Here is a 23,052-nt window from a genome sequence, read left to right on the forward strand (position 1 = left end):
GGCTGCAGGTCAGGCGGGATTTAGCGATAGTTCACGATGACAGAATTACTCTGCACTTTCAGCGCCGGGATCAAACGTCCCCCGCCCGGCACTTCCCAGATAAAACGCAAAGGTTCGATTGCCGGCACGCCGTTGAAGGCCTGCGTCGTACCGCTTTCTCCGTCGATTTCCGTGCAGCGCGTCTGAGAACAGAGGCGCACCCGCAGCCCGGCAGGCGTTGGGCCAATCAGCCGGTAGTTCCAGACCACAAGGCCCATCAGGCCGGATACCGCGTCAGAAGGCGCCAGCGGGTTAGAGGACATCGCCACGCCCCGGTTGCTGAGCGTCACGCCCATGCTGCTTGCCTGCCAGGTGCCTTCTCCGGCAGCCTGCGCCGCCAGCGGGAAGAGCAAAATCCATAGCCATTTACGCATTATTTTCCTCCAATCGTCGCCGTCATGCGGATATGGCGGTTATCCGACAGCTCCAGATTCGACAGTACGACCAGCTGGTTCAGGCTGCGGCGCAGGAAGCGCGACAGCAGCGGACGCAGCGCGTGGTTCACCAGCAGCACCGGCGGTGCGCCCAGCATCTCCTGACGCGCCAGCGCCTCCTGCGTTTGCGCCAGCAGGCGGTCCGCCAGGCCCGGCTCCAGCCCGCCACCGCCCTGCAGGGCCTGAAGCAGCAGACGCTCAAGCGGCGTATCGAGGCCAATAACCTGCACTTCTCCGGTTCCCGGGAACCACTGCTGGGTGATCGCGCGTCCCAGCGCCACGCGCACCACCGCCGTCAGCTCGTGCGGATCGCTCTGGATTGGCGCATGCTCTGCCAGCGTTTCCAGAATGGTGCGCATATCGCGGATCGGCACCTTTTCTTCGAGCAGGTTTTGCAGCACCTTGTGCAGCGTGGTCAAGGTCAGCACGCCCGGAACCAGATCTTCGGTCAGCTTCGGCATCTCCTGCGTGACGCGGTCGAGCAGCTGCTGCGCTTCCTGACGGCCAAACAGCTCCGCCGAGAATTGCCCAATCAGGTGGTTAAGGTGGGTCGCCACCACGGTACTGGCTTCGACAACCGTGTAACCCTGGATCTGCGCCTGCTCTTTCAGCGCACTTTCTATCCAGATGGCGGCCAGACCAAAGGCCGGGTCGATGGTTTGCTCGCCCGGCAGCGTGCCTGCGGCGGTGCCCGGGTTGATCGCCAGCCAGCGGCCCGGATAGGCATCACCGCTGCCAATTTCGACACCTTTCATCAGGATGCGATAGCGCGCGGGCGGCAGGTCCATATTGTCCCGGATGTGCACAACCGGCGGCAGGAAGCCCATATCCTGCGCGAATTTTTTACGGATACTGCGGATACGGCCAAGCAGCTCGCCGTCCTGCTGGAAATCGACCATCGGGATCAGGCGATACCCGACCTCCATTCCCAGGGAATCTTCCAGCTGAACGTCGTTCCAGGTAGCTTCAACGGCCTGGTTGTTCTCTGGCATTTTGACCGGAACAGGCTCCGCCGCCGGTTTGATTTCACGGCCGCGCATCCACCAGGCAAGCCCCAGCAGAGCCGCAGTGAACAGCAGGAAGACGAGGTTTGGCATCCCCGGTACCAGGCCGAGCAAGCCGAGAACCGCAGCGGCCAGCAGCATAACGCGCGGGTTACTGAAGAGCTGTCCCACCATCTGCTCGCCAACGTCCTGGTCGGTGCTGACGCGGGTCACAATCACACCCGCCGCCGTGGAGATAACCAGCGCCGGGATCTGAGCGACCAGACCGTCACCAATGGTCAGCAGCGTATAGCTTTCCGCCGCGTGGCCCATGTCCATCCCGTGCTGCAGTACCCCCACCAGCAGGCCGCCGACCACGTTAATCACCATGATCAGAATGCCCGCGATGGCGTCGCCGCGCACAAACTTACTCGCACCGTCCATGGAGCCGTAGAAGTCCGCCTCCTGCGTCACTTCCGAACGGCGTTTTTTGGCTTCATCTTCGGCGATAAGACCGGCGTTCAGGTCGGCGTCGATCGCCATCTGCTTGCCCGGCATCCCGTCCAGCACAAAACGCGCGCCCACTTCCGCGATACGCCCTGCACCTTTGGTGATAACCATAAAGTTGATGATAACGAGGATGACGAACACCACGATACCGATCGCGAAATTGCCGCCCACCAGGAAGTGGCCGAACGCCTCCACCACTTTACCCGCCGCTGCCGCACCGGTGTGCCCTTCCATCAGGATGATACGCGTGGACGCCACGTTCAGCGCCAGTCTGAGCAAGGTGGTGAACAGCAGAATGGTCGGGAACGCGGCGAACTCCAGGGTACGCTGGGTGAACATCGCCACCAGCAGCACCATAATGGACAGCGCAATATTGAAAGTGAAAAGCAGATCGAGGATGAACGCCGGCAGCGGCAGTACCATCATCGACAGAATTAGCAGGATCAGAATCGGTCCGGCAAGGATCTGCCATTGGGTCGATTTCAGGTTGCCGGGCAGGCGCAACATTGCCACCAGATTAGCCATCAGTGTCCTTCTCGTTCATAAAATCCAGCGCGGCAGGCACCGGAAGGTTCTCAGGTTTCACAGGCCGTTGACCACCGGCCAGACGCCAGCGCTTCAACTGCCATACCCAGGCCAGCACTTCCGCCACGGCGGCGTAGAGTTGTCCGGGGATCTGTTGTCCAATATCCGCATGGCGGTACAGGGCACGCGCCAGCGGAGGGGCTTCGAGGATCGGCACGCGGTGTTCGGTGCCAATTTCGCGGATGCGCAGCGCGATCAGCCCCGCCCCTTTCGCCACCACCTTCGGCGCGCTCATTTTGTTTTCGTCATAGCGCAGCGCAACGGAATAGTGTGTCGGGTTGGTGACGATGACGTCGGCCTTCGGCACATCGTCCATCATGCGGCGACGGGCGGCGGCACGCTGCATCTGGCGGATACGCCCTTTGACGTGCGGGTCACCTTCCATCTGCTTATATTCATCACGGATATCCTGACGCGACATCTGCAGCTTCTTGAAGTGGGTATAAAGCTGGAAGATCACGTCAAACCCCACCATCGGGATAATGCTGAGCACCACCAGCAGCGCGCAGAGCCCGACCAGATTCAGCGCGTTACTCATCGCGGTAAGGGGAGACTCGCTGATAAGACGCATCATTTCCGGCCAGTGGTACCAGAGGTAAAACCCCGCGGAACTGCCCATCAGCACCGATTTGAGAATGGCTTTGAGCAGCTCGGCCCCGGTCTGGGCAGAGAACATTTTCGCAATGCCCGGCAGCGGGTTCAGTTTGGAAAATTTCGGCTGCAGCGATTTGGCGCTAAAGACCAGACCACCGAGCATCACCGGGGAAACCAGCGCGACCAGCACCACCCCGGTAATCAGGGGCAGCAGCGCGGCCATGGCCCCTTTAATAAGCTGAATAATCTGGCTGAGTATCAGGTTCGGATCGTTGACCATGCTGTGGTCAAACCGTAAGCCGGTTGAGAGCATTCCCGCCAGCTTGCGGGCGAGCGACTCCCCGCCCCACCAGATAATGCACACGCCTACGATAAGGATCAGCAGGGAGGTCAATTCTCGGGATCGGGGGATCTGCCCTTCCTCACGCGCCTTTTCAAGTCGGTGGGGTGTGGGGGCTTCCGTTTTGTCGTCGTTCTCTTCTGCCACAGTGCATGCTCAGCCCATTACGTCACGGGTATCATGCCAGCGCAGTGGAAATCCAATGGCGGGAAAAGCCCGTTTATTCGGGCTCTTTTCGGTGATTTTGGCGTAAACCGCCTCAGGGGGCGTTAACCTCCTGAGGCGGAACGGACCATCAGAAGCCGAGGCTGTCCAGCAGGTCGTCTACCTGATCCTGGCTTGCCACGACGCCCGCTTTGCTGGCGTCGAGCTGTGGACCATTGAGCAGGCTTTCGTTCTCGCGTTTTGGACGGGCTGCCGGTTCCGGGATGTTCTCCAGCAGGACCATCAGCAGCTGACGCTCAATCTCCTGGATAACATCCATCATGCGCTTGATAACCTGACCGGTGAGGTCCTGGAAATCCTGCGCCATCATGATGTCCAGCAGCTGGGCGTTGGTGAAGCTGGTGTGACCCGGCACATCACCCAGGTACTGACGGGTATCCGTCACCAGTTCGCGGGCGTCCGCCAGCTCGATCGGGTTTTCAAACCACTCGTCCCAGCGTTTGCTCAGCGCTTTCGCACCCTTTTCCATCGCATCCTGGTGCGGCTGTGACGCTTCAACGCTGTTCAGCGCACGCTCCGCGGCCTGGGCGGTCATCTGTACCACGTAGTCCAGACGATCGCGGGCATCAGGGATCGCTTCCGCCGCTTCGGCAATCGCCTGATCCAGTCCCAGCTCACGCAGGCTGTCGCGCAGCATGCGCGTCAGGCTGCCGATGCGGACGATGATGTCGCTCGGCGAGTGTTCTTCAACGGGTTTCATAGCAGGTTGCATCATGACCAACACCTCACATGCCGAGTTTCTCGAAGATCTTGCCGAGCTTCTCTTCCAGGGTCGCCGCGGTAAATGGCTTCACCACATAGCCGCTTGCGCCCGCCTGTGCAGCGGCAATGATGTTCTCTTTCTTCGCTTCTGCGGTAACCATCAGAACCGGCAGAGAGGCCATTGCCGCGTCCGCACGAATAGTTTTCAGCAGTTCCAGACCGTCCATGTTCGGCATGTTCCAGTCAGAGATGACAAAACCAAACCCGCCAGCCTGCAGTTTGTTCAGCGCATCAACGCCATCTTCAGCTTCTTCAACGTTGTTGAAGCCCAGCTCTTTCAGCAGGTTACGCACAATGCGACGCATGGTGGAAAAGTCATCCACAACCAAAAATCTGAGCTCTTTGTCCGCCATAAAACTACACTCCTCTTTAAATACGTATTGCCTGTCCGGCACTGATTTTCGCCAGCATCTGCTGGCTTACCTGGCTAAGATCGACCACTTCGCTCACGCCACCCATATTGATGGCCTCGCGCGGCATGCCGAACACCACACAACTTGCTTCATTCTGCGCAATCGTCCAGGCGCCAGCCTGGTGCATTGCAAGCATTCCGGCGGCACCGTCGTTGCCCATCCCCGTCAGGATCACCCCAACGGCGTTACGCCCCGCATGTTTCGCCACCGAATGAAACAGCACATCCACCGACGGACGGTGCCGGTTAACCGGCGGTCCGTCATGAATTTTGATTTGATAGTTAGCGCCGCTGCGCGACAGCTCCATATGCTTGTCGCCCGGGGCGATATACGCATGTCCCGGAAGCACGCGCTCGCCGTCTTCCGCCTCTTTCACGCTGATCTGGCACAGCTTGTTCAGGCGTTCGGCGAACGAACGGGTAAAGCCTGGCGGCATATGCTGAGTGATCAGAATACCCGGACTTGAAAGCGGCAATGGCTGGAGTACATGGCGAATTGCCTCTGTTCCTCCGGTTGACGCCCCAATGACCAGCAGTTTTTCCGAGCTGAGTAACGGGCCGGCCTTCAGGGTTGCCGGCGCGGCAAGCGGCGTGTGGGCGGCAAGCTTCGCGCGCGACGCGGTGCGAATTTTCTCGGCGATCATTTCGCTGTACGCCAGCATCCCTTCACGAATGCCGAGCTGCGGTTTGGTGACAAAATCCACCGCCCCCAGCTCCAGCGCGCGCAGGGTGATTTCCGATCCTTTCCCGGTCAGGGAGGAGACCATCACCACCGGCATGGGCCGAAGACGCATTAGCTTTTCGAGGAAATCTATGCCATCCATGCGCGGCATCTCGACATCCAGCGTTAGCACATCGGGGTTATATTTTTTAATTAAATCCCGCGCTACCAGGGGATCGGGCGCTGTCGCCACCATCTCCATGTCGCTGTGGCTATTGATGATTTCAGTCATGATCTGACGCATCAGCGCTGAATCATCGACAGACAATACCCTGATTTTACTCATGCTTTTTCCTTACTCAGCGCATATACCGTTTGCCCACGCAGGCTAAACTCACGCGCGAGGTTGCTGAAGTTTTCCGAGTGCCCGGCAAACAGTAAACCGTCAGGCTTGAGCAACGGAACAAACCGACGCAGAATGTCCTGTTGCGTCGTTTTATCAAAATAGATCATGACGTTACGGCAAAAAATGGCGTCGAACGGCCCCGGCACGTTGTACTGCTTATCCAGCAGGTTAACGGGCGCGAACTCAACGCAGTTCGCCAGCTCCTGCCGTACGCGTACCAGGCCTTCATGCGGGCCTGTGCCGCGCATGAAATAACGCTGCAGCTGCTGCGGCGACAGCGTTTTCAGCTCATCCTGGCGATAAACACCGTTGCGTGCCTTCTCCAGCACCTCGGTATCGATATCGCTGGCGTAAACTTTCCAGCGTCCGGGCGTCATTCCCAGCGTGTCTGCAAGGGTGATCGCCAGCGAGTAAGGCTCTTCGCCCGTCGAGGCGGCGGCACTCCAGACGCGGTACTCCCCGGTGCGACGGCGCGCGTGCTCTGCCAGTACCGGGAAGTGGTGAGCTTCACGGAAAAACGCCGTCAGGTTGGTGGTTAAGGAGTTAATAAATGCCTGCCACTCCGCGCTGTTCTGGTTCGCTTCGAGCATGCTCAGATAGCGACCAAAATCATCCAGCCCCAGCGTACGCAAGCGCCGCACCAGACGGTTGTAGACCATGTCTCGCTTATGATCCGCAAGCACGATCCCCGCACGCTGGTAGATTAACTGACATATCCGACGAAAATGCGCGTCGGACAGCGCGAGGCGCTGTGTCATCTGCAACAATAATGACGTTTGCCCAGGGGGCATTGGTGATGTCATAGCGCCTTCTTAATTACATTCAGGATACAACTGGCACGGCCTGCGACCGCCCGACTTCTGTTACTGCTTCAACGTGCTCTTTCACATTAAATACCGCGACCAGCCCGGTCAGACGATCCGCCTGGCTGGCCAGCTGATCGGTTGCCGCTGCCGCTTCCTCGACCAGCGAGGCGTTTTGTTGCGTGACCTGATCCATCTGGCTGACAGCCTGGGCAACCTGCTCAATACCGCGACGCTGTTCGTCCGACGCCGAGGCAATTTCGCCCATAATGTCGTTCACCCGCGTGACGGAGGTGACAATCTCGTGCATCGTTTTCGCCGCCGTGTCCACCAGCGTTGAGCCCTGCTGGACGCGCGAAACCGACTCTTCAATCAGCACCTTAATTTCTTTTGCCGCGTTAGCGCTGCGGCTCGCCAGGTTACGCACTTCACCCGCCACCACCGCAAACCCGCGCCCCTGCTCCCCGGCACGCGCCGCTTCAACCGCGGCGTTCAGCGCCAGAATGTTGGTCTGGAACGCGATACCGTCAATCACGCTGATGATGTCACCAATTTTCTGCGAGCTGGTGGCAATCTCCTGCATGGTGCTGGCGACGTGAGAGGCCTGATCGCCGCCCTTCTTCGCCGTCATCGCCGCCTGTTTAGACAGGTCAGACGCCTGACGCGCGTTATCGGCGTTCTGGCTTACCGTCGCGGTCAGCTGCTCCATGCTGGCCGCCGTCTGCGCCAGCGAGGCCGCCTGCTGCTCGGTGCGGGACGAGAGATCGTTATTGCCTGCCGCAATCTCTGAGATCCCGGTGTGCATGGCATAGCTGCCCTGACGCACGTCGGATACCGTTTCCCTGAGCGATCCCTGCATCGCCTTCAGGCTGGCAAAGATCGCCGAAATTTCGTTCTTGCCGAATACCGCCACCGGGCGCGCCAGGTCCCCCTTCGCAATGCTGTCGAAGTGGCTGCTGACGATCGCCAGCGGCTGCACAATCATTCTGCGCGACCAGAGCAGCGACCCGCCGGTCAGCAACCCTGCCAGAATCACAACCGCGGCAAAGATGACGCCCGACATGTGATAGCTTTTACGGCTGTCTTCGCCGGCACGCTGGACGGTCTGGTTAATATTCTGCTGCCACGCGTTAAAGCTGCCGTCAAACTCCGCCTGGGAGGCCTGAACCGGCGCGGTCATGAAGTCCGACAGCTGGTTGTTCTCAAGCCAGGTCGCCTGGTGGTCCAGATCGCTGTACCACTGGTCAAAGTTGGTCTTCATGGTGGCCTTCAGCGCTTTCTCTTTCTCGCTGTCGGCGGCCTGCGCCGTAAAGGCCTTAAACTGCGCGTCTGCCTGTTTCAGGCTGTCGCGCGCGGTCGCCATCAGCGCCTTAATGTCATCCGGCGGATAGCTCAGGGCGGTTAAGGTTCCCGCCTTGTTCAGCGCGGTGCTTGCCTGCAACAGCACGGCACGGGTTTGCGCCAGTGCGGAGCGCTGCTGGTTACTCGCCTCAACTTCCTGCAAATTCTGATAGCCATCGCGAAACGCCCAAAAAGACAACCCGTTACTGCCAACCTGCAACACACCGCAAAGGATCAGAATCAAAAACAGTGTGGTCGAGATACGAATACGATTTAACATCCACGCTCCCATCAAGCGGCAAGCAGCCGCGGTTTAATTGTCAGTCAAAATGTTTCCCAGTTTTCATCTTGTCCGGTCGTCGCGGTACGCGTACGGTTGGCAGCCGATTCAGCGGCTGGCGCGCGATACGTCGCCTGCGGGGTGACCGTGTTTCCAGCAAGTGAAGCGAGACGAAACGCCGAGACGGCCATCTTCAGACGGCTCGCCTGGTCTTCCAGGGCAGCGGCCGCCGCGGCGGACTCCTGCACCAGAGCGGCGTTTTGCTGTGTCACGCGATCCATTTCCGATACCGCCAGGGCAACCTGGTCGATACCACGACTCTGCTCATCTGACGCAGAGGCGATTTCACCCATGATGTCCGTCACGCGGGTAACGGCATTCACGATGTCATTCATGGTCTCCCCGGCGCTTTCCACCAGCACGGAGCCGGTATCCACGCGGGAGACGGAATCTTCAATCAGCGACTTGATCTCTTTTGCCGCGTTGGCGCTGCGGCTGGCCAGGTTACGTACCTCACCGGCCACCACGGCAAACCCGCGACCCTGTTCGCCCGCGCGCGCCGCTTCCACGGCGGCGTTCAGCGCCAGGATGTTGGTCTGGAAAGCAATGCCGTCGATCACGCTGATGATGTCGGCAATTTTCTTCGAGCTGTCGGCGATTTCGTGCATGGTTTTGACCACGCCATCCACCACGCGACCGCCGCGCTGCGCCGTCTCGGAGGCGCTTTCCGCCAGCTGAGACGCCTGGCGGGCGTTATCGGCGTTCTGCTTCACGGTTGCGGTGAGCTGCTCCATGCTGGCGGCCGTCTCTTCCAGAGCGGACGCCTGCTGTTCGGTGCGGGAAGAGAGGTCGTTATTCCCCATCGCGATTTCGCTGGTGCCGGTATAGATCGCCTCTCACCCGTTACGCACGTTGGCGACGGTCTCAATAAGCGAACGCTGCATATGGTCAACGCTGTTTGCCAGCTCGGTGATCTCATTGCGCCCGGAAACGGTCAGCGTTTTGGTCAGGTCACCGCCGGCAATTTCACGAATGTGGGCAATCACGCGGCCGAGAGGGTTCAGCAGGATATGGCGAATGCCGTACCATACCGCAACCAGCACGATGACCAGCGCCAGCGCCAGCACCGCCATCTGCCATTTCGCAAAGCGGTAGTCATTCTGGCTTTCCGTAAAGGCCGAGTGGTACAGGTCACCGCTGGCCTTCGCGTATTCCCCCAGCGCCGCGCCGAGGGCGTTTTGCATCCCTTGCGTCGGCTGCGCGAAATAGGCTTCCATGTTGCCGCTCTCCAGGAACTGAATCAGCTCCGTCAGACCGGCATGGTAGGCGCTGTATTTTTCATCAATATTCTGGCTCACCTGCTCCATGGCAGGCTGCGGCGTAATCTTTTTGAAGGCGTCGTAGTGTTTAGCGGCGTCAGCGAGGGTGGCGCGGGCATTTTTCAACAGATCGGTTTTCGCGCTGCTCTGCTGATTGTTGGGGTCCATCATCATGCGCGCGGACGAGCGGCTCAGGTTGATACGCGTTTGCAGCATCAGATCCCACGTTGACGTGAGTTCACTCTGCTGCAGGCGGAGATCGTTCGAGGCCGCGAAGCTGTCCTGGTTCTGTTTTAATGACGAGAAAAAAAGCCCGCCGGAGATGAGCTGAAGAAGTGCGAAAATGACCAGCACCATCATGAGCATTGTGACAACGCGGATACGGTTCAACATACAACACCTTCTCATAGATTTATTAACGGTGTTATCGGCACTGCCCACAGGAACTTTACATTTGAGAAAGGGAAAAGCGCGGGGTTAAAACGCCACGTCGACAATCAGCGTGTCGGTGTAGGTACCGGCGGGGGGCGTGGCCTGACTGGTCAGGACTTTCGCGGTGTAGTTGTAGGTGCGCAGTAAACCATCGGTGCTGACCTGCGACGACGTCGCGCTGGCCCAGCGCTCGGTGCCGCTGCCGCCCCAGCGGTTAGTCGTGGCTTCTTTATAGATGTCGTAGCTCATATAGTTGCTGCCGCTCACCATCCGCCGCACGTTGTTCAGCGCGTTAGCACCATTATTAATGCCGATGGTATAGGTACTGCCTTTGGTACAGGTGACGGCAATCGCCTGCGAGACGGTCGGGAAACTTTGCACCAGCGGCGCGCTGTTAAAGTTGACGTCCGGGGTGGTCATCGCGCTGCAGTCGTTGGTGACGGTCATATCCAACGTGATGCTGGTCCCTTTCGTTCCGGTTTGCAGACCCGACAAACACGCGTTGAGCACGCCCACCGAGCAGACGCTATAGGTGATATCGAAGTTAAGCGTCACCTGGTAAGGGCCAGCGGACACATTTTGCCCCGGCACCGTCCGGAAATAGAGCGGGATATTGTATTGTTTGCCGCCAATGAGGTTTAACAAGGTACTGCTGTCCCAGGTATAGGTTTTACTGGTTTGCACTTCGCTGTTGTTAGCGCAGCCCGACTGGCCGCACAGACGGGTTGGGATCACGTCCGTGATGGTCGCGTTGTCGGTACGCTTCATGGTCGCCCGACCATTCGCCGAAACGGTTGCTGAAAGAAAATTCAGCGTGATGGTGTCCCCGGTCAGCAAGTTCAACAGCGCATCGCAGGCCACGACCAGCGTACCGGTGGTTGCCACTTCGCCAGACCCACTCAGCGCGAATGAGGTCACACTACCAAATGCGGCATTGACCGTACTGACCCGACAGTCAGCCCAACTGCCGCTGGTCACCAGCAGCAGAAGCACGAATAGCAGGCGCCTCATGGTCTCCCCCGACAAACCAGCGGACCGTAGGTTTCCAGCTTGTGCTCCGGGTTTGCCCCCACGGTCAGGGTGGTCGTGCAGCGTTTCCCGTCAGGCGTTATTACCTCAAGCGGGTTCACATCGCTGAGATTTTCCAGCCAGGCGATGCCGTCATACCCCACCACCGCATTGCTGCGCGAGGCCCTGCGCACCTGGCTTCCCACCGGAATCGCCTGCCCGCGCGCATCGTGCAGGATGACGCTGGCGACCCGCTCCTGCTCCATCGGGAAATCAACCAGGTAACCGCTGTGGCGGCGGATGGCAATTCGCCGTTCGGTCTCTTTCAGCTGGGTATCCGCCGGCAGATTCAGGGTATCAATCCGGTAGCTTGCCGGGTAATAGGCCGACACCCCGCTGACCAGCAGGTAACCGTTGCGGTTTGTTTTCCCGACGGGCTGGTTCTCATAGCTGACGGGCACATCCGGATGGCCGTCGGTACTGATGACCACAAACGCATCGTTGATCTTGTTCGCGGCAAACAGCTCGCCGTCCATCAGCACAACGGAACCCATCGCCTCGCCCCACCAGGTCATCATGTCCCTTTCGCCATAGGCGCCGCCCTGCAGCTCAACGTTGTTGTTGCGCCAGCCCAGCGTGCCCTGCTGGTAGTCACTGGCTCTCGACTGGTTGGCCCACGCCATGTTCCAGCTAAACCCACCGTCTGAGGGCATGGAGTGGTTGTAGTTGATCCGCTGGGTACTGCCTGCGTCAGGGGTGTTTTCAACGGTGAAGGCAGCGCTGTCGCGCGCGCCCAGCGGGACCTGCAGCGACAGCGCGACCGTCCAGTCACCCCGCTGCTGGTCCCGGCTGCCGGCCAGGTAAATACTGCTCGCGCCCCACAGGCTGCGGCTCCAGGAGAGGTTCAGCAGCTCCGTTTTTTGACTGTCAAAGCTCTCAACGCCAATCCAGGCCGCGCCAATGTTGCCGTACTGTCCCAGATTGAAGGTCAGAGAATACTGGTCCGTATTGCGGCTAAAGCTGGCGATGGGTTTGTCGTTTTCGTCATAGACCGTCGGCTGGTCGTAGAGAGCGAGGTTGCCAAAACCGCGGCCGCGGCGCGTGTGCTGGGTCGCGACGCTAAACTCGCTGGTGCTGTACTGGTAACCCCAGCTGATTTGCCCGCCCGTATCCCCGCTCATGCGGCTTTGCGAGTAGGCGGTATTTACCACGCCAAGCTGCCCGAGTTTTATTACCGTCCCTGCGCCACCCAGCGCCAGCTCCTGCGCCCCTTCCGCATGGCCTTCCAGCGTCAGCCAGTCCGTCACCCCGTAGCGATACGAGCCGCTGCCCGCCGCGGAACCGTAGTCGAAATTCTTAATGCCGTAATTGCGCCGCAGGCTACCCAGGGTCACAGCGCCGTCGCTCAGCCCTTGTTTAAGCAAATCACTGGTGACGTAAAACGGCAGCGTGGTGCTCACCTGGCGCCCCAGCGCATCGGTGGTCACCAGCACCGCATTCCCGGCGCCGTTAATATAGGGCAGATTCGTAAGGGTAAATGGCCCCGGCTGAAGCTGGGTTGAGCCGGAGCGATAGCCGTTGATAAAGAGATCGACCGAGGTGGGTACCGCAGCTTCTCCCGAGAACTCGGGCAGCGGCCATGTCACCAGGTCAGGACGCAGGGAGAAATCCCGCCCAACGCTTACCCCGCCCATCCGCACGCTGGAGCTCCAGCTCAGGGCATCGCTGATCACGTCCCCGACGCTCCAGCTCATCGCGTCCTCTTCATTCGTGAACAGCAGGGTCGTGTCGTAGCGGACATATCCCTCCTGCTGGCCGTGGTTGCCTGTGAAATTTTCCCGGGCATAGCCCGTAGAGGAAAACGAGCCGTTCTCATTGAAGTAGCGGAATTCATGCCAGAGCGAGGCCTGACCGCCGATATGCTCCGTGTGGTTGGTGTAGAAATCGTAATTCAGCAGCGCCCCGCGTCCGAAGTGCGGTTTGGTCTGCGCCGTTTGGGCGCTGAAGGGAGTCGCGCGGGCGGTGACCCAGTCGCGGGGAACGGTCAGCAGCAGGCGCTGCGCGGCGCTGTCGTACTCCACCCGCACCCGGGCAAGCGAGGAGAGATTGACCTCTCCGGTTGGCACATGCTCCGGGGGCAGCCCCGCGCGCAGTAAATCGGCGCTGGAGATAAAGAAAGCGCCTTTACGCTGCGTCACCGGCACGACCAGGCCGGTATCGTAGTGGTTCAGCACGAGCGCAAGCTGGAACACCGCCTCGTCGTTTATCGCCTGCGCCTGGGGAGGCGGCGGTAAACTGTCGTCGCCGGGCTCAGCCCAGGCCGCGGAACTGACGCAAAGCAGGATCATCATCGCCGGCTTCAGTTGACGGGCGTCGACTGCCATTGTGCGTCCCTGGCATTAATCTGCGCGCTCATCCGCTCTGGTTGACGAACGCCAGCGGGTATTGGCCAGCTGCGGGTGCTGCCCGGGAGAACGTAACCCAGCAATCCCTCCGCGACCGTGCGTTTCTGCCCGCCCTGCTCCAGCGCCACCTGGCTCAGCCTGACGTGGACATCTCCCCGGTTTCGGACCTCCAGCGCGGGTTGTCCACCCGCCTGCGTCACCCGCCAGCTCAGGTTTTGGGTCTCCGCCAGCGCGTGATGCGCGCCCTCTTTTATTGTTGGGATCCCCTGTCCATAAACGAACAGAGGAATGGAGTAACGCATCTGTAATTTGAGGCCGATGGTGGGTTCGGCTTTGGCATCCGGCTGGGGGATTTCATCCACAATAATGCGGTAGGCTTGTTCAACGCCTGCGGGAACCGAAACCTGTTTAATAAGACGAATAAGCTGCTTACTGCCTGTGCCAATCGTGACGATGGGCGGGCTGGCCACCACGTCCTGCTGCGCGGTATAACGCTCGTGCCCGTCCTCCTGCTTCCAGCGCACAATGCGCACCTGCATCGTCGCCGCGCTGTTTCCCTGGTTCTGGATCCACAGTTCCGTGGCTTTGGCGTCAGCAGAAAGCCACGGATCGATAGGCCATAGCAGAATGGTGGCTGCCGCCTGTGCCTGGCCGGCTGCCGCCATTCCTAACGCGCCCGCCAGACATAGAGGTCTGAAAAACGGCTTCATCGGCACTCTCCCTTTATTACCATGACAAGGTCACGGTGAGCTGATCGGAATACGTTCCTGCCGGGCTAAACCCGGTCAGTAGCGCCACGCCAAAAAGCGGCAGCGCGATGTTATTGCTGTTGGTATAGGTCACCGGTATTGCCTGGTTGACGCCAATTTCGCTGTTCGCGGCCAGCGAGCTGCTGCTGTAGAGCCGGTAACCCACCAGGTCGGCACCGTCCGTGCGTTTCATGCGGCGAACGGATGCATAATTTTGACCGCCGTTAATGCTCATGCTAAGCGCCACGCCTGGCGTACAGGCGATGGATAAGGCCCCGTTTGGCACAAAGCTGGTGCTTACCGGTGCGGTTTCGACGCCGTTATGGCTGCCAAAATCCAGCGTACCGAGCATCCCCCCGCTGCCGGTGGCCACCGCGCATCCCGGTACAATGGTCGCGCTCACCTTGAAGGACTGTGACGTCACCGCGCCGGCCAAGGGCGTCATCAGCAATCCGACCACCAGCGCGAAAAAAGGCTGCACGTGTCCCTCTGCGCTTTTGCGCAGACTCGTTATAAATGCCTTCATGGCGCTGCCGGACTAATAGGTTACGCTGACGTTTATCGTGTCGGTGTAGGTTCCCGGTACGACCGCTACGCTGTTACCGCCGCCGGTAATACGTCCGTAGAGCGTGTAACTATCGACGCCTCCCGCCGTAGACGCGACAGGCAACGCGGCGTTGTTGGCAACAACGTTGTTAAACCCGCTGTCGCTGTAAAGGCTGTATGCCACGCCCTGTGCCGCGTTGGCGGTGTTGATCAGATAACGTGCAGGCGTTCCCGGCGTGCCGACAACGGTACCAGGTGCCGTGGAGTTGGTGTTGCCAGTGATCGCCACCGTATAGCTGGCGGTCGTACATTGAATGGTGAAGGTGTTTCCGCCGCTGGCACCGGTTAACTGCGTGGTCAGTGTGGAAAACGTGGCGGGATGGGTGCCGAAATTAAGCGTCCCGAAGTTAATGCCGTTTTGCGTGGGCGATCCGTTTATCAGACAACCGTTGGTCAGCGTCAGCGTCGCGCCGATAGTGCCGCTGCTGGTGACGGCCAGCGCCTGCGGGGCTGTTGTCGCCGTCAGTAAAGTGCCTGTGCAGATCACAAGAAGTATTCTTTTCATTTTGCCACCCTCCAGAAGACGTCGCCGTTCCCTTGCCACATTTTATTTCGGCCGTTCAAGATGTTAGCCCCGCTTAACGTTCCTCTGAGGGGGTTATTGAGAATTTAGTTTACGGATATCGCTTCGACCACCTGCCCCATAACGTATAAGGCATATGTCTTATTGACTCAAATTTTCTATAAATAACAGATGGTTAAATTTATTCAGTCAGGAATTTTATTGTATCCGAAGAGAATATATCCATTGAAGTGTGATCGCGATCACAATATATCGTCGACGCATAAACAACAAAATTAATAAAAATTAAAAAGGAGTTGTAACCCCCTACACTTTGCGTCAATTTATGTGCCGAATAATTTCCCGCATCGTAATAAAAAATTTATATGTATCGATGCGAGTGGCAACCGAAGCGCATAGAGGGTCTTTTTTCGTGGCAAGTGCAAACAAACTCACACTCTTCATCGTGATATTCATGCTGGCGGGTATTCTTTCAGGGGCAGCAATTCATGAGTATGCATCTGCGGATGCCATCAAAGCCTGGTCGGATAATATTACCCTTCTGACCGATATTTTCCTTCGTCTGATCAAAATGGTCATTGCACCACTGGTCTTCAGCACGCTCACCGTCGGCATCATGAAGCTGGGCGAAACCTCCACCATTGGCCGCGTGGGGGGCAAAGCGATGGTGTGGTTTATCAGCTCATCCGTGCTCTCGATTCTGGTGGGCCTGTTTATCGTCACCCTGGAGCACCCGGGCAGCGGTCTGAACCTGACGATCCCAACCGAGGCGGTCGATACCGGCCTGGCCGTTGGGGGCATGACGCTGAAAGCGTTCCTGTCCCACACCATTCCAACCAGCATCGCAGGGGCGATGTCGAACAATGAGATCCTGCAGATTGTGGTGTTCTCGATGTTCTTTGGCATCGGCGGCGCGTCGCTGGGGCAGAAATTCAACGCGCCGCTGGTGGCCGCGCTGGATGTGGTTTCCCATATCATGCTGAAGGTAACGGGTTACGTAATGTACGTTGCGCCGCTGGCCATTTTCGCGGCGATTTCGTCCGTGATTGCCACTCAGGGTCTCGGCATTCTGCTGAACTATGCCTCCTTTATTGGCGGCTACTACGTTGCCATTGTTCTCACCTGCATGGTGCTGCTGGCCGTGGGTTACATGGTGTTGAAAAAAGAGGTGTTTCGCCTGGTCAGCATGCTGAAAGACCCGGTGCTGGTGGCGTTTACCACCAGCAGTTCAGAAGCGGCCTATCCAAAAACGCTGGAGCAGCTGGAGCGCTTTGGCTGTTCGCGCAACATCGCCTCTTTCGTTCTGCCGATTGGCTACTCCTTCAACCTGGTGGGGTCGATGGTGTACTGCTCTTTCGCCTCGATGTTTATCGCCCAGGCGTACAATATTCACCTGAGCTTCTCTGAGGTGACGGTTCTGATGCTGACCCTGATGCTGGCTTCAAAAGGGATTGCGGGCGTGCCGCGCTCCTCGCTGGTGGTGCTGGCCGCGACGATCCCGAGCTTTAACATTCCGGTGGCCGGCATTCTGCTGCTGATGGGGATCGACCACTTCCTGGATATGGGCCGCTCTGCAATTAACGTGCTAGGTAACGGGATTGCAACCGCGATGCTGTCGCAGAATGAAGGCGCGCGGGAAGCGGAAGCTGAAGCTGAAGCTGAGCTGGTGAAGCAGGAAGCGTAAGTAAAAAAGCCGGGTGGCGGCTTCGCCTTACCCGGCCTACAAATGGCCCGAACACGTAGGCCGGGTAAGCGTCAGCGCCACCCGGCTTTGTTTTATGGCAACGATCCCGAGCTTTAACATTCCGGTGGTCAGTATTCTGCTTCTGATGGGGATCGACCACTTCATAGATATGGGCCGCTCTGTGATTAACGTGCTGGTTAAGCGTTATGATGTAAAAAAGGGTGAGGCCTGATGCCCTCACCCCAGCCCTCTCCCACGGGGAGAGGGAGCAAACACAAAAAACGGCAACCTGGGTTGCCGTTTTGCATTTACTTACGCTACGTGGCTCGCCGCGATATCCAGCAGCGCCATCTCGTCGCTGTTCAGCAGCTTCTCGATGTTCACCAGAATCAGCATACGCTCGCCGAGCGCGCCCAGACCGGTCAAGTATTCGGTCGACAGCGTGACCGCAAACTCCGGTGCAGGACGGATTTGATCGGACGTCAGGGAAAGCACGTCAGAGACGCCATCCACCACAATACCCACCACGCGTTGACCCAGGTTCAGGACGATCACCACGGTGTTGTCGTTGTAGTCAACGTCGCCCTGGCTGAACTTCACGCGCAGATCGACGATAGGCACAATAACGCCGCGCAGGTTGGTGACGCCTTTAATAAAAGCAGGCGTGTTGGCGATGCGGGTAACCTGGTCATAACCACGGATTTCCTGCACTTTCAGGATATCGATGCCGTATTCCTCATCGCCCAAAGTGAATACCAGGAATTCCTGCCCTGATGGCTCGCCCGCCAGTTTCGTTACGTTACTCATACCGGTCATGTTTTTACCTTCTACTTAATCAGGCGGCTGTGTACGCCACACGTTGTTCACGATTTAATCCCTGAAGCGCCGACACGTCGACGATCAGCGCCACGCTACCATCACCCAGAATGGTGGCGGCAGAAATACCCGGCACTTTGCGATAGTTGCTTTCGAGGTTCTTCACAACAACCTGGTGCTGACCAATCAGCTGATCGACCAGCAGCGCGTAGCGGCGGCCTGCACTTTGCAGGATCACAACGATACCCTGCGTGGCCTCCGTCTTCGCCCCATCCACCTCGAACACTTTCCACAGTTCCACCAGCGGCAGGTACTCGCCGCGCACTTCGAGAACGCGCTCGCCGCCTGCCAGCGGATGCAGATCTTCCTCACGCGGCTGCAGGGATTCCATCACCGCGTTCAGCGGCAGGATAAAGACTTCGTCCGCCACTTTCACCGACATGCCGTCCAGAATCGCCAGCGTCAGCGGCAGCAGGATGCGAATGGTGGTGCCGGAACCCTGTTTAGACTTGATCTCAACGTGGCCGCCCATCTCCTGGATGTTACGTTTCACCACGTCCATGCCCACGCCGCGGCCGGACACGTCGGTCACCTGCTCTGCGGTTGAGAAGCCCGGCGCGAAGATCAGCATGCCCACTTCTTTGTCGGTCATGTTTTCATTGACCGCCATCCCCTGCGAAATCGCTTTTGCCAGGATGCGCTCGCGGTTAAGGCCCGCGCCGTCGTCGGTCACTTCGATGCAGATGTTTCCGCCCTGGTGTTCCGCAGAGAGAATCAGATTCCCGACCGGGGATTTCCCAGCGGCAACGCGGTTTTCCGGCAGTTCGATACCGTGATCGAGGCTGTTACGCACCAGGTGCGTGAGCGGATCGATAATGCGCTCGATCAGGCTCTTATCCAGTTCCGTTGAGCTGCCCATCAGGGTCAGTTCAATCTGTTTATTCAGCTTGCTGGCGAGATCGCGAACCAGGCGCGGGAAGCGGCTGAAGACATATTCCATCGGCATCATACGGATGGACATAACCGATTCCTGCAGATCGCGGGCGTTACGCTGCAGCTGCCCCATGCTGGTAATCAGGTCGCCATGGGTGACCGGGTCCAGTTCGTTAGAACGCTGGGCCAGCATCGACTGCGTGATGACCAGTTCACCCACCAGGTTAATCAGCTGATCGACCTTCTCAACCGCAACGCGGATACTGGTTGACTCGCTGGCGCGCGCGGCAGGTTTTTCACCACGGCCCGGCGCGGCAGCCTCTTTTGGCACCGCTTTTAACGCCGGAGCCGCAGGGGCAACGGCCGGTGCCGCAGCCTGAGCGACGACAGCCACCGCTTCCTCAGCCGCCGGGGCTTCAACCGCGACGGTTTCGGTTTCAAAGGCAATCTGGTCGGCTTCAATCACAAAGCACAGCACCGCCACGATATCGTCCTGGCCAATACCGCCATCAAGCGTCGCGGCAAGACTGTCTTTGCCTTTGACCACGTTGCTTAACGTCGCCAGGTTACCCAGCTCGTCTTCCAGCAGGTTAACTTCATTCTCTTTCAGGCGTGACAGCACAACGCGCAATTTGCCCGCCTGCGCTTCAGTAGGGGCTGATTCCTGCCCGGCAACCGCATCGACAACGCTCAGTTTTGCGGCCGGAACCACGGCGGCGGCAACCTCACCTTTTGCTTCCAGCGCGAGCTGGCGCAGCGCGTTGCAGATGTATTCAAAGCTGGCGGCGTCAGGCTCTGCCGAACTTTTATAGGCGTCGAGCTGTTCCTGCATAATATCTTTGGTTTCCAAAAACAGGTTGATAATGTCGGTATTGAGCTGCATCTCACCGCGTCGTGCTTCATCAAGCAGGTTTTCCATTAAATGGGTTGTTTCCTGCAGGATGGTAAATCCAAACGTTCCGGCTCCGCCCTTAATGGAATGCGCCGCACGGAAGATGGCATTGAGCTGCTCGGAGTCCGGCGCTTCGGGCACCAGATCGAGTAAGTGTTGCTCCATATCGGCCAACAATTCGTCGGCTTCATCAAAGAATGTCTGGTAAAAATCGCTAATATCCATGCTCACGCTATCACCTCGGATTGGCTGGTGGCGATGTTGGAACGGCAGCCGAAGGAACGGCCCCAGGCTGTTTTAAATCGTCCAGTGACTCATTCTGACTTTCGGCGTTTTCATGCAGGATGGCCTGCTCCGCCTGCTGGTTCAGCACTAAAAGACTGATACGACGGTTGATGGCGTCATCCGGCCCGCGGTCGGAGACGCGCATGGTTGCTGCCATGCCGACCACGCGCAGTACCTTGCCATCATCAAGCCCACCTACCACCAGCTCGCGACGCGAGGCGTTGGCACGATCGGCAGAAAGCTCCCAGTTGCTGTATCCCTTCTCCCCACTGGCGTACGGGAAATCATCCGTGTGTCCTGACAGGCTGACCCGGTTAGGAATGCCGTTCAGCACCGGGGCAATGGCGCGCAGAATGTCGCGCATGTACGGCTCAACTTCCGCACTCCCGGTTTTAAACATCGGGCGGTTCTGGCTATCAATAATCTGAATACGTAACCCTTCCTGCACCAGATCGATTTTCAGATGCGGGCGCAATGCGCGCAGCTTTGGATCGGCTTCAATGAGCTGATCGAGATCGCCGCGCAGTTTCTTCAGACGCGCCTGTTCCATCTTTCTTTTCAGCTCGTCGATGTTCGGCTCTTTCTTCACCTCACCCTTCTGCTGGGTGTAATCATCGCCCCCTCCGGGGATCGGGCTGTCGCTGTTAGAGATACGCGGCCCACCGGACACCGCCGTCGCCAGCGGCGTTCGGAAATACTCGGCAATCTGGATCAGCTCTTTTGGGCTGGAGATGGAGATCAGCCACATCACCAGAAAGAACGCCATCATTGCGGTCATAAAGTCGGCGTACGCAATTTTCCACGAGCCGTGTGCGCCATGCCCACCACCCTTGTGCTTGCGTTTTTTTACGATGACGATCGGATGGGACTGGTTTTTCATGCGTCCTCAGTTGTCGTCTGTTGGTTTGGGTTTTTCACCGCGCGCACGTGTTCTTCAAGCTCGATAAACGACGGACGCTCGCTGGAGTAAAGCGTTTTACGGCCAAACTCAACCGCGATCGGTGGCGCGTAACCGTTGAGGTTAGAGAGCAGCGTGATCTTCACGCACTGCATCATTTTGGTGGTTTCCGCGCTCTTCTGGCGCAGCACGCTTGCCAGCGGAGAGATAAAGCCGTACGCCAGCAAAATACCGAGGAAGGTGCCCACCATCGCATGGGCAATCAGCGCACCCAGTTCGGCTGCCGGACGGTCTGCCGAAGCCAGAGCGTGAACCACCCCCATGACCGCGGCAACGATACCGAATGCCGGAAGGGAATCGCCCACCAGCGCCAGGCTGTTGGCCGGCACTTCAGATTCGCTCTCGTGGGTTTCGATCTCTTCGTCCATCAGCGCTTCGATTTCGAAGGTATTCATGTTGCCGCTGATGATCAGTCGCAGATAATCGACGATGAAGTCCAGCATCATGGCATCGGCAAGAATGCGCGGATAGCTGGCAAAAATTTCGCTCTCTTTAGGGTTTTCAATATCCCGTTCAAGAGAGAACATCCCCTGCTGACGCGACTTCGCCATCAGGCGATAGAGCAGTGCCAGCAGATCCATATACATGCTTTTGGTGTATTTCGAACGACGGAACAGCAATGGAATAGCTTTCAGCGTCCCCTTGATCGATTTACCGTTGTTGCCAACGATAAAAGCCCCTACCCCTGCACCGCCGATGATAATAAGTTCAGCCGGTTGATAGAGTGCTCCAAGGTGCCCGCCGGTCATCATGTAACCGCCGAAAACTGTACCGAGAACTACCAGGTAACCTAATAAGATAAGCACGACATCATCCTTCCGCTAGTGACTATGGCAAGGACGTCCAGCTCGCAGCGTTTACCGTTTGCGGGGTAAAAAAAAGCAGCGGTAATTGCTTACCGCTGCTGGAATCTTGCCCACACGTTCGGGTTAAACAGCTTGTTCGATCTGTTCATCCAGCAGTTGTGGAATAATATCGGCAGCATCCCGGGAAAGTTTACGTCTTTTTACTGCGCGGGATGGAGGCTGACATAAACTACAGGCGAAGCTGCCTGCAGGCTGGTGAGCATGGGTAATGAAATTGCCATCGCAGCAGTTGCAGCGCGACAGTTCAAGCATTCCGCTCTCAACAAAACGCACCAGCGTCCATGCGCGGGTCAGCGCCAGCAGAGGGCCTTCTTCCTGCTGTGGGCATTGTTCAAGGTAAAGTTTGTACGCTTTGATCACGGCGTCAACGCCGCTACACAAACCGGTTTTGAGAAGATACTGCCAGGCATTACAGAACATGGAAGCGTGAATATTCTGCTCCCACGTCATAAACCAGTCGGTAGAAAACGGCAGCATGCCTTTCGGCGGGGGACTACCACGTAACTCTTTGTACAGTTTGATGAGACGGCCACGGCTCAGCTGAGTCTCGCTTTCGAGCATTTGTAAACGAGCACCCAGCGTAATCAGCTCCATGGCCAGCTGTATGTCACGCGCTTCCTGAACAATGCTTTTCTCGCTCATTGCTAGGCCCTTTTCTTACGGGCTGCGTCATCAGGCTGGCTGATTTCGTTAAGCAAGCGGGTGGAGAGAAGAATTCCGGTATGGATCTGTTGAAGATCGTCAACACGGGAGTCCTGCGTCAGACGCGTTATTGTCTGCGAATCGTCGAAACGGAACTGGCAAACCAGTTGATTCGTTTCAGCCAGTTTAACCATCTGCGGGAGGGTTAAACCGCCCAGCATGGTTGCCATTTCTTCGTTAATACCCAGACGAAACATCGCGGACGCCTTGTCCTGACTAATTAAACGCTGCGCGAGCAGTAAATACGACAAATTGATGTCATAGATATGTTTTAGCAACTCGGATGTATGCATTGTTCCCATCCCGAATAACCAACTATTATTTTTATGCGGAAAGACCGCACCCCGTGATGTCGCCGGGAAATCACCCGGTATAAAAAAGAAAAGGCTAAATGCATAGTTGAATTTAGGTTTGTATTCACTGAAACACGTAAAGATGAAACGCGAGTGCGTCTCTTACATGATTTATCATTTCTTACAAATAACTAAGATTTTTCCTA

At 57.8% G+C, this 23,052-nt stretch carries 21 protein-coding genes and 1 pseudogene; 2 read left to right on the forward strand and 20 right to left on the reverse strand.

From position 1 onward, the window contains the following. Window positions 1-20: 20 nt before the first annotated feature. The 14 genes and pseudogenes from flhE to ABR39_RS04555 form a co-directional block, all read right to left on the reverse strand. Window positions 21-413: a flagellar protein FlhE gene (gene flhE, locus ABR39_RS04490; RefSeq protein ID WP_023336119.1), complete on the reverse strand. Its 393-nt coding sequence runs from the start codon at window positions 411-413 to the stop codon at window positions 21-23. Continuing rightward, window positions 413-2,491 carry a flagellar biosynthesis protein FlhA gene (flhA, locus tag ABR39_RS04495; protein WP_047345946.1) on the reverse strand — a complete coding sequence of 693 codons (2,079 nt, stop codon included), beginning with the start codon at window positions 2,489-2,491 and terminating at the stop codon, window positions 413-415. Before flhA ends, flhE begins: the two co-directional genes overlap by 1 nt. Continuing rightward, window positions 2,484-3,632 (reverse strand): flagellar biosynthesis protein FlhB, encoded by a 1,149-nt coding sequence (gene flhB, locus ABR39_RS04500; RefSeq protein ID WP_047345947.1) that lies wholly within the window; start codon window positions 3,630-3,632, stop codon window positions 2,484-2,486. The genes flhA and flhB overlap by 8 nt, the downstream gene beginning before the upstream one ends. Window positions 3,633-3,780: 148 nt before the next feature. Continuing rightward, on the reverse strand, window positions 3,781-4,425 hold the full coding sequence (gene cheZ / locus ABR39_RS04505) for a protein phosphatase CheZ (protein WP_047345948.1): 645 nt from the start codon (window positions 4,423-4,425) through the stop codon (window positions 3,781-3,783). A gap of 10 nt (window positions 4,426-4,435) precedes the next feature. After that, a complete protein-coding gene (gene cheY / locus ABR39_RS04510) occupies window positions 4,436-4,825 on the reverse strand; it encodes a chemotaxis response regulator CheY (protein WP_006176072.1) in 390 nt (129 codons plus the stop codon). 16 nt (window positions 4,826-4,841) lie between these two features. Further along, window positions 4,842-5,891, reverse strand: a complete 1,050-nt coding sequence (locus ABR39_RS04515; RefSeq protein ID WP_029741783.1) for a protein-glutamate methylesterase/protein-glutamine glutaminase — start codon at window positions 5,889-5,891, stop codon at window positions 4,842-4,844. Next, complete coding sequence (gene cheR, locus ABR39_RS04520) at window positions 5,888-6,754, reverse strand: protein-glutamate O-methyltransferase CheR (protein WP_023312253.1); 867 nt, start codon at window positions 6,752-6,754, stop codon at window positions 5,888-5,890. The genes ABR39_RS04515 and cheR overlap by 4 nt, the downstream gene beginning before the upstream one ends. Before the next feature lie 19 nt (window positions 6,755-6,773). Continuing rightward, window positions 6,774-8,375 carry a methyl-accepting chemotaxis protein IV gene (gene tap / locus ABR39_RS04525; RefSeq protein WP_047345949.1) on the reverse strand — a complete coding sequence of 534 codons (1,602 nt, stop codon included), beginning with the start codon at window positions 8,373-8,375 and terminating at the stop codon, window positions 6,774-6,776. 44 nt (window positions 8,376-8,419) lie between these two features. After that, window positions 8,420-10,087, reverse strand: a pseudogene (tar, locus tag ABR39_RS04530) (methyl-accepting chemotaxis protein II). A gap of 84 nt (window positions 10,088-10,171) precedes the next feature. Further along, window positions 10,172-11,137 carry a Csu type fimbrial protein gene (locus tag ABR39_RS04535; RefSeq protein ID WP_047345950.1) on the reverse strand — a complete coding sequence of 322 codons (966 nt, stop codon included), beginning with the start codon at window positions 11,135-11,137 and terminating at the stop codon, window positions 10,172-10,174. After that, the gene (locus ABR39_RS04540) at window positions 11,134-13,518 is read right to left on the reverse strand and encodes a fimbria/pilus outer membrane usher protein (protein ID WP_047345951.1); all 2,385 of its coding nucleotides are present in this window, start codon (window positions 13,516-13,518) and stop codon (window positions 11,134-11,136) included. The genes ABR39_RS04535 and ABR39_RS04540 overlap by 4 nt, the downstream gene beginning before the upstream one ends. Then, window positions 13,494-14,249, reverse strand: coding sequence for a fimbrial biogenesis chaperone (locus ABR39_RS04545; RefSeq protein WP_047345952.1), 756 nt, complete (start codon window positions 14,247-14,249; stop codon window positions 13,494-13,496). Before ABR39_RS04545 ends, ABR39_RS04540 begins: the two co-directional genes overlap by 25 nt. 16 nt (window positions 14,250-14,265) lie before the next feature. Continuing rightward, the gene (locus ABR39_RS04550) at window positions 14,266-14,814 is read right to left on the reverse strand and encodes a Csu type fimbrial protein (RefSeq protein ID WP_047345953.1); all 549 of its coding nucleotides are present in this window, start codon (window positions 14,812-14,814) and stop codon (window positions 14,266-14,268) included. A 12-nt stretch (window positions 14,815-14,826) separates the two neighbouring features. Next, on the reverse strand, window positions 14,827-15,399 hold the full coding sequence (locus ABR39_RS04555) for a spore coat protein U domain-containing protein (protein WP_047345954.1): 573 nt from the start codon (window positions 15,397-15,399) through the stop codon (window positions 14,827-14,829). Window positions 15,400-15,829: 430 nt separating this feature from the next. Here ABR39_RS04555 and ABR39_RS04560 point away from each other — a divergent pair, with 430 nt between their 5' ends. Together ABR39_RS04560 and ABR39_RS25990 are read left to right on the forward strand one after the other, a co-directional pair. Next, on the forward strand, window positions 15,830-17,101 hold the full coding sequence (locus ABR39_RS04560) for a dicarboxylate/amino acid:cation symporter (protein ID WP_047345955.1): 1,272 nt from the start codon (window positions 15,830-15,832) through the stop codon (window positions 17,099-17,101). A 94-nt stretch (window positions 17,102-17,195) separates the two neighbouring features. Continuing rightward, a complete protein-coding gene (locus ABR39_RS25990; RefSeq protein ID WP_165587272.1) occupies window positions 17,196-17,333 on the forward strand; it encodes a hypothetical protein in 138 nt (45 codons plus the stop codon). An 80-nt stretch (window positions 17,334-17,413) separates the two neighbouring features. Here the strand turns inward: ABR39_RS25990 and cheW are convergent, their stop codons facing one another. From cheW to flhD, 6 genes are all read right to left on the reverse strand, one after another. After that, on the reverse strand, window positions 17,414-17,917 hold the full coding sequence (gene cheW / locus ABR39_RS04565) for a chemotaxis protein CheW (RefSeq protein ID WP_008500420.1): 504 nt from the start codon (window positions 17,915-17,917) through the stop codon (window positions 17,414-17,416). Between the two features lie 19 nt (window positions 17,918-17,936). Further along, window positions 17,937-19,973: a chemotaxis protein CheA gene (gene cheA / locus ABR39_RS04570; protein WP_047345956.1), complete on the reverse strand. Its 2,037-nt coding sequence runs from the start codon at window positions 19,971-19,973 to the stop codon at window positions 17,937-17,939. Between the two features lie 4 nt (window positions 19,974-19,977). After that, window positions 19,978-20,907, reverse strand: coding sequence for a flagellar motor protein MotB (motB, locus tag ABR39_RS04575; RefSeq protein WP_047345957.1), 930 nt, complete (start codon window positions 20,905-20,907; stop codon window positions 19,978-19,980). Then, a complete protein-coding gene (gene motA, locus ABR39_RS04580) occupies window positions 20,904-21,791 on the reverse strand; it encodes a flagellar motor stator protein MotA (RefSeq protein ID WP_008500417.1) in 888 nt (295 codons plus the stop codon). Before motA ends, motB begins: the two co-directional genes overlap by 4 nt. A gap of 123 nt (window positions 21,792-21,914) precedes the next feature. Then, a complete protein-coding gene (flhC, locus tag ABR39_RS04585) occupies window positions 21,915-22,493 on the reverse strand; it encodes a flagellar transcriptional regulator FlhC (protein ID WP_013096051.1) in 579 nt (192 codons plus the stop codon). A 2-nt stretch (window positions 22,494-22,495) separates the two neighbouring features. Further along, window positions 22,496-22,846 carry a flagellar transcriptional regulator FlhD gene (gene flhD, locus ABR39_RS04590; protein WP_023336137.1) on the reverse strand — a complete coding sequence of 117 codons (351 nt, stop codon included), beginning with the start codon at window positions 22,844-22,846 and terminating at the stop codon, window positions 22,496-22,498. Between the last annotated feature and the right edge of the window lie 206 nt (window positions 22,847-23,052).

It is taken from the genome of Enterobacter genomosp. O (assembly GCF_001022965.1).
In the GTDB taxonomy this organism is placed as follows: Bacteria; Pseudomonadota; Gammaproteobacteria; order Enterobacterales; family Enterobacteriaceae; genus Enterobacter; species Enterobacter cloacae_L.

Excerpts from the sequence above, each read along its gene's own strand:
- cheW (WP_008500420.1), bottom strand. The coding sequence starts at position 17,917 with ATGACCGGTATGAGTAACGTAACGAAACTGGCGGGCGAGCCATCAGGG.
- cheZ (WP_047345948.1), bottom strand. The coding sequence starts at position 4,425 with ATGATGCAACCTGCTATGAAACCCGTTGAAGAACACTCGCCGAGCGAC.
- ABR39_RS04545 (WP_047345952.1), bottom strand. The coding sequence starts at position 14,249 with ATGAAGCCGTTTTTCAGACCTCTATGTCTGGCGGGCGCGTTAGGAATG.
- tap (WP_047345949.1), bottom strand. The coding sequence starts at position 8,375 with ATGTTAAATCGTATTCGTATCTCGACCACACTGTTTTTGATTCTGATC.
- flhC (WP_013096051.1), bottom strand. The coding sequence starts at position 22,493 with ATGAGCGAGAAAAGCATTGTTCAGGAAGCGCGTGACATACAGCTGGCC.
- cheR (WP_023312253.1), bottom strand. The coding sequence starts at position 6,754 with ATGACATCACCAATGCCCCCTGGGCAAACGTCATTATTGTTGCAGATG.
- cheY (WP_006176072.1), bottom strand. The coding sequence starts at position 4,825 with ATGGCGGACAAAGAGCTCAGATTTTTGGTTGTGGATGACTTTTCCACC.
- ABR39_RS04550 (WP_047345953.1), bottom strand. The coding sequence starts at position 14,814 with ATGAAGGCATTTATAACGAGTCTGCGCAAAAGCGCAGAGGGACACGTG.
- flhA (WP_047345946.1), bottom strand. The coding sequence starts at position 2,491 with ATGGCTAATCTGGTGGCAATGTTGCGCCTGCCCGGCAACCTGAAATCG.
- flhE (WP_023336119.1), bottom strand. The coding sequence starts at position 413 with ATGCGTAAATGGCTATGGATTTTGCTCTTCCCGCTGGCGGCGCAGGCT.
- ABR39_RS04555 (WP_047345954.1), bottom strand. The coding sequence starts at position 15,399 with ATGAAAAGAATACTTCTTGTGATCTGCACAGGCACTTTACTGACGGCG.
- motB (WP_047345957.1), bottom strand. The coding sequence starts at position 20,907 with ATGAAAAACCAGTCCCATCCGATCGTCATCGTAAAAAAACGCAAGCAC.
- ABR39_RS04535 (WP_047345950.1), bottom strand. The coding sequence starts at position 11,137 with ATGAGGCGCCTGCTATTCGTGCTTCTGCTGCTGGTGACCAGCGGCAGT.
- ABR39_RS04540 (WP_047345951.1), bottom strand. The coding sequence starts at position 13,518 with ATGGCAGTCGACGCCCGTCAACTGAAGCCGGCGATGATGATCCTGCTT.
- flhD (WP_023336137.1), bottom strand. The coding sequence starts at position 22,846 with ATGCATACATCCGAGTTGCTAAAACATATCTATGACATCAATTTGTCG.
- ABR39_RS04515 (WP_029741783.1), bottom strand. The coding sequence starts at position 5,891 with ATGAGTAAAATCAGGGTATTGTCTGTCGATGATTCAGCGCTGATGCGT.
- ABR39_RS25990 (WP_165587272.1), top strand. The coding sequence starts at position 17,196 with ATGGCAACGATCCCGAGCTTTAACATTCCGGTGGTCAGTATTCTGCTT.